Raw genomic sequence first — 11,560 nt, forward strand, 5'->3', positions numbered from 1 at the left:
CTACATTACACTTGAACTTTAAAGACATCCTTTAGTCCAAAGGCAGAAATAATTGAGAGGACAAAAAAGACAATAAGCCAGTGAATCTCCACTCCCCAAAATGTTAAATTCATTTCAGGGTAATTTATTCTTACCTCTTCTATGGGAGAATCTGACGGGAATGGTGTTTCGGCAGGAGTAAGAAGAATATGCTCAAAATTTACCTTTTCCTTTTCTGCACCAACTCGCTGAAGAATGTTTTCTGCTAACAATTTTTTTTCATAGCGTTTACCATTCACAATAAATGTAAGTTTATAATTTCCACTCTTTTCGACTCTTAAACGCCAGTCAATTTCATTCTCTCTTTCAATCCTCAATGGTGGTGCATCCAATTTCAAGCCTTTTGGCAATTCCAATTCAATATCCGCATTATTTATCAATATGCCATCATCGAGTTTAAGGCAAACTATCGTTTTTTCTCCTTCTTTTAGCGGCCTGTATGCATATCTGCTGTCAAGCTGGACAAGGATAAAAATAACCGGAATTATCATTACAAGCATCGGCGTCACAGAATATCTCATATAAGTAAGGTTTGTCCTCAATATCTTTTTCTGAGATTTTAACATCTGCTGAAGGTCATGATTGAAAAGGCGGACTTCAAGAAGATAACCTTTTATTTTTTCCTTTGTATTTTTAATCCCCTCCTGATTTGACGTATAGCGGAAGATGATTAACATTACAACACCTGTTATGAGTGAAACAACAGTTATTCCCCACACAGGCGCCATATTTTTGAAGGGTGCAAAAATCAGGTCAAACAACCCATTCAACAATTTCACAAATGTAATCATCTTTCCTTTTCTAATCCTTTAAAAAAGACCTTAATTTTTTAACAAACAATATTAGGAAATATATCCAAGTCCCTGCAATTTTTTCTTGATATCTTCTTCGGAATCGGCTTCTTCAAGTTTTGCAATCTCTTTTTCAATCGTATGTGTAATGAATTCTTCTGCTGATGAATATCCGGCAATGTCTGCATATTTCTTTACCTTTGCCAAAAGTTCCTTATCAATCTTTATCTTAGCTCCACCAAACATTTTTCTACCTCCCTGAAATCAGGTTAAAAAATATTACTGCCTACCATTTCTTTTTCCTTTTCAAAGCCAAACTCTGCTAAAAGAGTTGGTGCAATATCATAGAGTGCAGGATTTTCCTTGACAATCTTTTTGTTGGAAAGGATTATTCCCGGCACTTCTTCAGGCGCCATACAATGGTCTCCACTCCATGCTTCCATATTGTCCGTAATCAATTCCTTTGGAAACTTTCCAAGGCTTGCTTCCCATGAGATACGATAACCTCTCGCAAAACCCAAGAGGATATCTGGGGCATCCTTTACATATGGCCCTGAATAGATGTCATCTCTTTTATAAACATTTCTGAAAACTTTCTTTCCTGTTTTAGGGTCTACTACTTTTTTCAATTTTTCTACCAGTTCGTCTACAAGTTGATTATATTCATCTCCCGGAGATACGATTCCATTTGCTTCTCTTCCAGCAAGATTTATGTACAAAGCATTCAATCCCAAGACATATGCCTTGGTCCTACTCCAATCAACATTGGCAAACAACTCCTCCTCTCCCTGTTTTGAAGGGTCAATCAATGCGACATAACCATTGTTCAAAAGCCAAGTATTTATGTTGAAGGAATAATAGAAGGGCGCAAAGCCATGGTCAGACATTATAATCAAAGTGGTATTATCATCTATTCGCTTCAAAGTATAACCAAGGATATCATCCATCTCTTCATAAACCTTTTCAAGGACATCTCCATATTTATCATAAGATTCCTGATTGAAAGCAGGATGGTTTTTATCATGGAGACGCCAAAACATATGGGCATTTTGGTCAGTGCTTGAAAAATAATAAAAGAGAAGTCCGCTTTTAAATTGAGAAAGAAGATAATGATAATTTCTGACCTCCTCTTCATGGACTAATGTTATCTGTTTGATGAATTCACCATCATCAAATATTCCGCTTGAGAGGGCTTTTGTGTCTTCTGGCATTCCCTGTGTATAAAAGTATCCTACATTTTCGAAGAGCTCCTTCGAAAAATCGGGCGGCGTCGAAATGGGCAGAGCAGGGTCTTCAGGATTTATATTTATCGGTGTAACATAAAGCTTGAAATCAGGATGCACTTCTTTTAGATAAAAACGGCATATTCCCGAAACAGACTGCAAATAGGGTATCAGCTCAAAATCAATCCTAATCCATTCGCTCCATTCGCCTTCCTTCAAGAATATTTCTTTATTAGGAAGCACAATCTTTGCAACAGGATTTTCAGGGTCAATATAGACTGTGAAATCAACAGTGCAGTCAGGTGCACCTTTTCTGAAGGTATTTTTAGGTCCGTATATTTTCGCTTTTACAGTATTTCTTTTGACATAAACCTCGTAGTATTTTCCTCCTGAGATTTCGCCGTTTTCCATCTCTGGTTCAACATTGGAATAATATGAAAAAGTCCCATATGTCCCAAGCATATCAGGAGTGCCCATTCCTGAAAGAGTTTTTGCCTCACATTCTACAGGTGGAAAATTGGAAGGAATCATATATACTGTGCACGGCACACCTTTGCTTTGTAATATTTCCCAAAAAGATTTTCCATGCCGTAAAAGTTCAACCTTGCCTGATTCAAGCGGTATAACCCAATCGCCAATTGTAATGCTTTTCTTACCCGCCTCTGTGCGTGATGTTGAAAGATAAGGGAAAAGCGTTTTTGGGTCGCGATGGACAAAATCAAATATTCCGTGTCCACCCGGATTCATACCGGTAATAAAATTAGACCATGCAACAGGAGACTGTGGCGGATTGGAAGTTTGAAGCTCTTTAAATGAACCTTCTTCGGCAAGTTTTTTGAAGTTGGGCATTCTTCCCTCATCCATCATCTTCCTTAAAATTATAGGGTCCATACCGTCAAAACCTAAAATTAGAACTTTCTTTTTCGTATCAGATGTTTCAGCTTTCTTCCCGCATCCAATAATTAGAAAAGGTATTATGGCGAAAAGAAGAATGATGCGTACCAAAACTTTACTTTTGCTCTTCAAATTTGATCTGCCTCTCTTAAATATCATATCATACATTGTTAATTAACGGTTTACCCTGCATATATTTAGGAATATCCAAGCCATAGAGCTTTAATACAGTAGGTCCAATATCCATAATCGAAGGCGAATCCGCATCAATCTTCCTACTGCAAAACAATATACCCGGCGCCAATCGTGGGTCAATACAATGGTCTCCACTCCAGCTTTTCGTATTGTCCTCTATTACTTTGTCTGTACATTTGCCCACTGCCGCTTCCCATGAAGTTCTATAACCAACATTGAATCCCACAAAAAGGTCGGGACCATTACCTGCATAAGGTCCGCTGAAAAGCTCTTTATTGTCATAGAGGCGGCATATTGCAGTTTCTCCCCATTCCTCGTCCTGAAAATTATTGAGTTTTTCACATAACTCTTTTTTCAAATTCTCATACTCTTCACCCGGTTCAACAATTCCTTGACCTTCTCTACCTTTCAAATTGATATAGATGCCACCAAGTCCAAAGGTATATGCTCGTGTTTTAGACCAATCAACACCTTGAAACCACTCTCCTCCTGTACCTCCGTCCTTAAAATGCATATAACCATTTTGATGAAACCATGTATTGAGATTTACACAGCGCCTAAAAGACTTGAAACCATGGTCAGATATGACCATAAGGACATCCTTCTCTCCAAGCTTCTGCATTGTTTCACCTACAAGTTCGTCCATTTTTTTGTACATATCTTCAATGGAATTTTTATGCTTCACTGTATCTTTATCTTTATTAGCTGGATGCCTATCATCTATATAACGGAAAAACATATGCTGAATTCTGTCTGATGTATCAAAAACGCATGCAACCATTCCCTTTTTGATTTTATCAAGCATATTGAAAAACATCTCTCTTCTTTCTTCATAATATTTATATGCCTGTCCCAAAAAAGCCTCCTCATCAATAACGCGCTCATTAAGAGCCCAAGTGTCTTCTGCAAGTCCCAATGTAGCATAGCGTCCCTGCATTTTGGAAAGATAAACAGAATAATAGAGGGGATGAGAAATAGGCATAGCAGGAGTGTCAGGGTCAATATTAATCGGTGTTATATACAATTCAAATTCTGGAGAAACAGACCTCAACAGGAAGCGGCAAATTCCCTGCACTTTAATACCTAATCCTGCTTTGAAAACAATCACTTTCCAATCTGTATATTCACCTTTTTTAAGTTTGATTTCTTCGTCAGGTAGTTTCAAAATTGCTTCAGAATCGTTCAATATCTCTATTTTAAAGGGTATTGTCATTTCACCACCATTTTTAAGAAGCGAATTTTCAGGTCCTTTAATATGACTTTCAATAATATTGTTTTTTCTTTCCACTAAGACCCTTACTCCGCCAGTATGCTTGCCTACAGAATTTTTATCCGTTGTATAATAAGTAAAAGACCCTTGCGTGCCTTTGAGGTCAGGAACACACATTCCTGAAAGTGAAACGCCATAAAATTTTTCAGGAGGAAATGTAATTGGAACGCGAAGTACTGCGCTAAAAATATGATTGTCTCCTAAAATCTTCCAAAAGGGTTGGCTTTTTCTTAAAAGGGTAATTTCTGGTTTCCCAATTGGGATCTTATATTTCCCAATATTCAAAGTCTTCTTCGTATTTCCAATGTGCACCGATGAAATATCAGGAAGATATGTTCTTACATCTCTTTTCAAAAAATCGAAAATATTGTGCCTTGAAGGGTCAACTCCTGTTATAAAGGACGACCATGCAACAGGGGACATTGCAGGATATGTTGTCCTCAATGGGCTGAAAGAGCCTTCCTCTTTGAGTTTTGAAAAATTAGGAAGTTTCCCCTCGTTCATATATTTTGTAACAAGAGCAGGGTCAAGCCCGTCGAGTCCCAATACAACGACCCTCTCGACATCAGTTTTTTCTCCACTGCGTTTTTTTATAAATGTCCTAATGATATACCGAATTGGCCAAACAAGAATAGAAAGAAAGGCAAGAAGAAATGTTACAAATAGGACAAAGAAACTTGAAATAAAAGCAAATCCAGCGCCGGGACCAATGTAGGCATCAGCATCGTAGGAAAAAAAGATTAAAAGAATCGCAAAGGGGATGTATTTCTTAAAAAAAACTGATGATGACTTATATCTTAAACTTTTAGTTATCTGCAAATTATTCATCAACTTTCGAAAGTTTTCAGAATGATGCCGGCAACATCTGTAATATTCATTTCTTCTTTTTCTTTTTTGAATGACCAAAAAAACGCATCATCCCAAGTGTGCATACCACATAAAACCGTTCTATCGAATAGTTCCTTCTTTTTAACCGATCCCTTTAAGTCAAAACCTCTATTTGACAAAACAACTATATCAGGAGCGTTATCGATGCATTTACCACTGTATATGTCTTCTTTAAAAAATACGCTATTTACTACTTTTTTGCCGTTGTATTCGAGAGTCTCGAGCTTATCTTTCAACTGCCTTTTCAGTTCTTCTACTTCTCCACCCTCGACACATCCCCTCGGATATTTACCTTTTACATTTATATAAATGCGCCCCGGATCAAGAACAAATGCCTTTGTCTCATCTGAAATATCTGCCACAGATTCAGGTAAATCTTTCTTATAACTTATGAAACCTTCCTTTTCAAGAAATTTGTTCAGATAAACCTCTTGCTCGATTCCTGTAAAACCGTGGTCAGATAAAAGGATAAATTGGCTTCCTCTGTCTGCATCACCTGCTGTGTCAAGAAATCTCTCATAAACTTCACGAATAAATCCATCAACAGCATTATAATAGTCAAGAAATGCCTGATGATGCTTGTGATTTGAATCCTCCAATGCCTCCCATAGGAAATGATGAAGTCTGTCCGTACTTGTTATAACAAGCTCCAAATAATCCCAATCCTGTGTGCGCCACAAAAGGTCAAGGGCTTTTTTTCTTCCTTCAAGAGTCGAGTAAAGCTCTTTTATAAGAAAATCATGGTCTTCGCGGGCTTTCATTGTATCAACATCTATCTTGTACCCCATTGTTTCAAGCTGTGATATCAGCGCAAGAGGATAGACGGCTTTTTTGATATTTATAGCCACAAATCCTGAAATCATTGCCCCATTCAAGGGTTTCGCAGGATAGGTAGAAGGCTGGTTTATGACAACACTTTTTTTACCTTTTTCCTTGAGCTTATCCCATATCGTTGGTGCTTTGAGGTCAGGATACGAAGGGAAAACCATATCATAGGTGCCGGGTTTCAAATCCATAAAACCAAAAATCCCGTGTTCAGCAGGATTGACTCCTGTCATAAAAGACGACCAACTGACAGATGAAATTTCAGGCAGAGTGACTTTCATCTGCTGAAGATTGCCATCACTTTTTAGTTTAGCCATAAATGGCATAATATCTTCATCTATGAAGCGCTCAATCAATGAAAAAGGCACACCATCAAGACCTACAACACAGCATCTCTTTTTTTTCTTCTTTTTAAAAAAGAAAGCCAAAGGTATCTCCTTTTAATTTCTTAAATATATCCAAGATCCTTTAATCTTTGCTTTACCTCATCTTCCTCATCTTCAGAATATTCGGATTCTCCGGTTTCCGGAATCAATTTCATCAATTCGAGTGTTCTTATAATCTTCTTTACACTTTCTTCTATAGATTCCTTGGAAGTATCCACAACTACTTCAGCATTATCAGGTTCTTCATAGGGGTCGTCGACACCTGTGAAATTTTTTATTTCACCTTTAAGCGCTTTTGCATAAAGTCCCTTTACATCTCTTTCCGTCAAAGTTTCAAGAGGGCATTTGCAGTAAACTTCAACATAATTTTTGATCAATCTGCGATTCTCCTCCCTTACTGCTTTGTAAGGTGATATCGCCGCCGCAATGGCAACAACTCCATTTCTTGAAAGAAGGTTGCATACAAAACCGATTCGTCTAATATTCGTATCTCTGTCTTCTTTTGAAAATCCCAGCCCTTTGCTCAAATTTGTTCTTACTATGTCGGCATCGAGGACTTCAACCTTCATACCCCTTTCAAGAAGAATTGCCTCAACTTCTCTTGCAAGAGTTGTCTTTCCCGAACCGGAAAGTCCTGTAAACCAAAGTGTAAAACCTTTCATTAATCTTCCTCCAATTTTTTCTAAATTCAAATTTCTTTATATCAGCGGTTTCCCTATCATATTTTCAGGTATATCTATCCCATAAAATTTGAGAATCGATGGAGCAATATCATATATAGAAATTGTATCTTCTCTTTTATCCCATTTTTTACCCGGGATCCTCCAAATAAAAATTCCTTCCTGAGCATGATTTGCATCATCAGGTCCTGTATCATTTTCATAGATGTGAATAGAGCCAGTACCAACTGAACCGGCTGAACGCCAATCCAAGTTTCCCGGATAAAGAATCAGGTCAGGCGGTATGTTCTTGCACTCTCTATAAATCTCCTCAGGCTTGAATATACGGTTATTGATTAAATTCCCGTTTTCGTCAGTCATAGCTTCGAGTTTAGCGATAAGTTGGTTTCTAAAGGATTCATATTCGTCTTGAGGAATGACTCCTTGCGGCTCACGACCTTTAACATTAAAAAATATCCTCGAATAATAACCGCCTTCACCCCAACAGCTAGTTTTCTCCCAATCTATCATATCCATCTTTAGGCGTGTTTGTTCCTTTGGCTGTTCTTTCAAGGTAAGATACCCTTCCTGCTGAAACCATTCATTGATGCATATCGCTCCATGCATTGTCTTTGCACCATGATCTGAAACAATTATGACGGAAGTATCTTTATCGAGCTGTTTTAGAGTTTCTCCTACTTCACTATCAACATACCTGTAATAATCTTTTATTGCATTTTCATATTTGTTTCCCGGCTCATATAGGCGATGGTCTTTGTCAAAAAATCGCCAAAAGCCATGATGAATGCGGTCTATACCCATCTCGACCATCATAGCAAAATCGAAATCCTTCTTTAAAAAGTGCCGAAACGCTTTGAAGCGGCGTTCTGTCATAACATAAATGGATTTTAAGAGTTTGTCTTTATCGTCTGTTCTAAAATCGTCCACATCGATTATATAATCTCCTTCTGCGGCTTGATCCAATTCCGCCTTGATATCATCAGGCCATGTAAATTGAACATCCTTGTTGGGCGTTAAAAAACTTGCAATAAGGACTCCATTCAAGGGCTTGGGAGGGTATGTTTGAGGGACACCCATAATAAGTGAACTCATTCTATTTCTTGATAGATAGTTCCAAATCGTCTTTGCTTTTACATAATTGGCATTGGCAAAATAAAGGTCATCATATCCATAACTTTTCCTATTCCTGAAGCCGTAAAAACCAAGCATACCGGGGTCATGCGATGTCATCATAGCTGTCCATGCTGGCACAGTAATTGGAGGAATAGTTGATACCATTTTACCGTAAAGGGCATCATCGATAACCGATTTTATATTTGGAAGCTCATCGAGCCATTTATCAAAGACGAGTTGAGGCGTTGCACAGTCAAGACCTATTACAACAAGTTTCGTCATAGTTAAATTATCTCCTTTCAAGAATTTTTCATACTTCTTATCAATACCTCTGCCACCTCAGGCCGAGTAAATTCTGCCGGGGGCTTTTGTCCCGCCCTTAACATTTCACGCACTTTCGTACCGCTCAAGAAAACATGGTGCTCCTTTGAATGCGGACAGGTTTTTGTCGAAGCCATATTTCCGCATACTTTACAATAAAATGCATGCTCGAAAAAGAGAGGTGTAATCTCAATCTCTTTTGGGTCGAATTCATTAAAAATCAACTGTGCATCATAAGTGCCATAATAATTGCCAACTCCTGCATGGTCGCGCCCAACAATAAAATGTGTACATCCATAATTTTTCCTTGCTATGGCATGAAATATTGCTTCAGAAGGTCCAGCATAACGCATTGCCGCAGGAAATATAGATATGGCAACTCTATCTTTAGGATAATAATTTTCTAAAAGTGTCGTATAACATTGCCACCTTACATCACCCGGAATATCATCACCTTTTGTTGCGCCCATCAAAGGATGGATAAGCAGGGCATCTACAATTTCAAGGGCGCATTTTTGCAAATATTCATGGGCTCTGTGAATTGGATTTCGAGTCTGAAAGGCAGTGATTGTCTTCCATCCCTTCTCTTCAAAAAGTTTTCTTGTGTCTGCCGGGTCAAGACGAAATTCATTAAAATCATCATAGTGAGGCTTTTCAATGAGAGTAATCTTTCCTCCAATATAGGTATTGCTGATAGAATCAAGATATTGCACACCCGGATGTGCCTTGTCAGTTGTCCGTAAAACTGCCTGTGCTTCCTTTTCTTTATCAAAAGTAAATTTATCCTCAACTTCCATTACTGCAAGGATATTCCCATTTTGGCAAAGAGCTATCTCACTGCCAATTTCAACATCATCTCCTTCTTTTTCAGATAAGACAACGGGTATCGTCCAAACAGGACCTGTCGAAAGATGTCTCTCCTCAAGGACTGATTTGTAGTCTTTAGATGTCATAAAGCCTTCAAGTGGACTGAGCGCACCTGTTGCTATCATCTCTAAATCACTTGTCTCTCTCTCATTAAGAGCTATTTTTTTCAAATTTTGAGCTTTTTCTTTTAATTTATTTCTGCTTTCATCATCAGCTATTCTATTGATAAGTTTTCCACCATGAGGTTTAATCATTCTTAATTCTCCCACAATTAAAAAGTTGCTTATAAATATCCAAGATTTTTCAATTTTTGTTTTATTCTTTTCAATTCGTCAGGTTTTAATGCATCATCCTCTGAACTTATTCCAGCGTCGCTTACCATATCCCGAAGGACATAGACTATGAAATCCGTTGGGGAATTAAAACCTGAATCCGAGATAAGCTGTTGAATTTTATTATACAAAACGCGTGGAATCTTTATTGTTACTTTATCCATATCATACACTCTTATAAGAGTTTTATAGCACTCTTATATGAGTGTTTTGTCGATTTGTCAAGTTTTTTACATATTTTTAACCCTAAAATTTAAATTTCTATCAATAAAACAACAAGATAGCAAATTAAATTTTTTCCCCATCTATATCTGCAGATGTAATGATATCCTCACTTTCTACAATATATGGCTCGGGATTTTGAGGTGAATAAATATTAACTTTAGAATGCAATTTTACAATTCCCACATCTTTTGCCATCCATTGGGTGAATATGACATTTACAACTAAATCAGAAAAGACATCATCTCTAATAAGGGTCAATTTTGGACACTCTTTGAAAATCCCTGCCGGTGTTTCAATATCTTCAATGTTTTCAAATCGAGTCACATCATAAAATTCGCCTTCATCTTGAATCTCTCCGTCATATTTATGTCTGAATAGATGAGAGGTATTATAATGTATTTGTCCTAAAGCCATCTTTGCAGGGATAATTATAGTTGGTGGTGTATAAACTAAAAAATTGGGAGACATTCCAATGTGATGCTTAAAGTCCCGCACACCATAAATCGGATCAATAAGTGTGCAGAAATACTCATCAGGATTGTCTTCCTGCACCTTTTTTGGGACTTGAACACCAAAAAATGTTTCAACGCCATCTATTATATACGAAACCTCCGATTCGTTCCCATTAGAAATATGTTTATAACTCCACCTATTCCCCTGATTATATGGAAAAAAAGAAGTCATATCATAAATTACTGAATTCATAATCAACCTCCAATAAGTATTTTTTTAAAAGTATGGTTATTAAATTTCAAAGCATTGTCAAATCAAAGGGCAGGAAAAAACTCTTGCTTTATGAATTTTCTGAAAAATACAAAAAAAGAGGGGCAATGAGCCCCTCTTTGAGAATTGATACTAAAGTTACCCCGAGATTATGCTTCTGCCTCCACTTCAATCATCTTAACCTTTGCAAGCTCAAGTTTTGGAACTGAAACCCTTAACACTCCATTTTTTAGTTTTGCCTTGATATTTTCAATATCTGCTCCATCATGAAGGTGCAGCCATCTCTCAAAATAACCTTCACCGATTTCTCTTCTGTGATACCTTGTTATTTCTCCAAATCCATCTTCAAAGCTTTTAGTTCCCGAAACCTTGATATGCTTGTCCTCAAATGTTACTTTGAGGTCTTCTTCTTTTACTCCCGGAAGTTCCACAAAGTACTCCCAGCTATCTGCAGTTTCATAAACATTCATTCTGCATGAGAAACGGTCATCCCACTCATCAAAAAAGTCATCAAAATATTCTTTAAAAAGCGGGGTGTAATCTCTCAACCATTTACCTAATCTTTTATCTGAACCCTGAGGGTGATAATGTACAAGCTTCATTTTTTCTCCTCCTCTTTTATTCTGATACTCTGAAAAAAGAAAATCAGAATTAAGCACTGCTTTTACTTATAAGTTAATTGTCAAAGAGCAAAAAGTCAAGCTCTTTTTAGGACTAAATTAGTCCTATTTTAAAAATAAAAAATATCCTATTCATATTATTTTTGTGGTAATATATACTTTCAAAAA

11 protein-coding genes are annotated in these 11,560 nt (G+C 37.2%); all 11 read right to left on the bottom strand.

The features are described 5' to 3' along the window. Positions 1 to 5: 5 nt before the first annotated feature. Positions 6 to 830: a hypothetical protein gene (locus D6734_08190; GenBank protein RMF94266.1), complete on the bottom strand. Its 825-nt coding sequence runs from the start codon at positions 828 to 830 to the stop codon at positions 6 to 8. Positions 831 to 881: 51 nt separating this feature from the next. Then, complete coding sequence (locus tag D6734_08195; GenBank protein RMF94267.1) at positions 882 to 1,076, bottom strand: hypothetical protein; 195 nt, start codon at positions 1,074 to 1,076, stop codon at positions 882 to 884. A gap of 23 nt (positions 1,077 to 1,099) precedes the next feature. Further along, entirely contained in the window at positions 1,100 to 3,115 is a 2,016-nt protein-coding gene (locus D6734_08200) for a hypothetical protein (GenBank protein RMF94268.1), read from the bottom strand. Further along, positions 3,108 to 5,240 (bottom strand): nucleotide pyrophosphatase, encoded by a 2,133-nt coding sequence (locus tag D6734_08205; GenBank protein RMF94269.1) that lies wholly within the window; start codon positions 5,238 to 5,240, stop codon positions 3,108 to 3,110. The genes D6734_08200 and D6734_08205 overlap by 8 nt, the downstream gene beginning before the upstream one ends. Then, complete coding sequence (locus tag D6734_08210; GenBank protein ID RMF94270.1) at positions 5,240 to 6,553, bottom strand: hypothetical protein; 1,314 nt, start codon at positions 6,551 to 6,553, stop codon at positions 5,240 to 5,242. The genes D6734_08205 and D6734_08210 overlap by 1 nt, the downstream gene beginning before the upstream one ends. A gap of 20 nt (positions 6,554 to 6,573) precedes the next feature. Continuing rightward, positions 6,574 to 7,173 carry an adenylyl-sulfate kinase gene (gene cysC / locus D6734_08215; GenBank protein ID RMF94271.1) on the bottom strand — a complete coding sequence of 200 codons (600 nt, stop codon included), beginning with the start codon at positions 7,171 to 7,173 and terminating at the stop codon, positions 6,574 to 6,576. A gap of 36 nt (positions 7,174 to 7,209) precedes the next feature. Next, complete coding sequence (locus tag D6734_08220) at positions 7,210 to 8,586, bottom strand: phosphodiesterase (protein RMF94272.1); 1,377 nt, start codon at positions 8,584 to 8,586, stop codon at positions 7,210 to 7,212. A gap of 17 nt (positions 8,587 to 8,603) precedes the next feature. Next, positions 8,604 to 9,746 carry a sulfate adenylyltransferase gene (gene sat / locus D6734_08225; GenBank protein RMF94273.1) on the bottom strand — a complete coding sequence of 381 codons (1,143 nt, stop codon included), beginning with the start codon at positions 9,744 to 9,746 and terminating at the stop codon, positions 8,604 to 8,606. Positions 9,747 to 9,775: 29 nt separating this feature from the next. Further along, a complete protein-coding gene (locus D6734_08230; protein ID RMF94274.1) occupies positions 9,776 to 9,988 on the bottom strand; it encodes a CopG family transcriptional regulator in 213 nt (70 codons plus the stop codon). A gap of 124 nt (positions 9,989 to 10,112) precedes the next feature. Next, a complete protein-coding gene (locus tag D6734_08235) occupies positions 10,113 to 10,754 on the bottom strand; it encodes a hypothetical protein (GenBank protein ID RMF94275.1) in 642 nt (213 codons plus the stop codon). 167 nt (positions 10,755 to 10,921) lie between these two features. After that, a complete protein-coding gene (locus D6734_08240; GenBank protein RMF94276.1) occupies positions 10,922 to 11,431 on the bottom strand; it encodes an Hsp20/alpha crystallin family protein in 510 nt (169 codons plus the stop codon). Positions 11,432 to 11,560 lie beyond the last annotated feature (129 nt).

Source organism: Candidatus Schekmanbacteria bacterium (genome assembly GCA_003695725.1).
Classification (GTDB): domain Bacteria; phylum Schekmanbacteria; class GWA2-38-11; order GWA2-38-11; family J061; genus J061.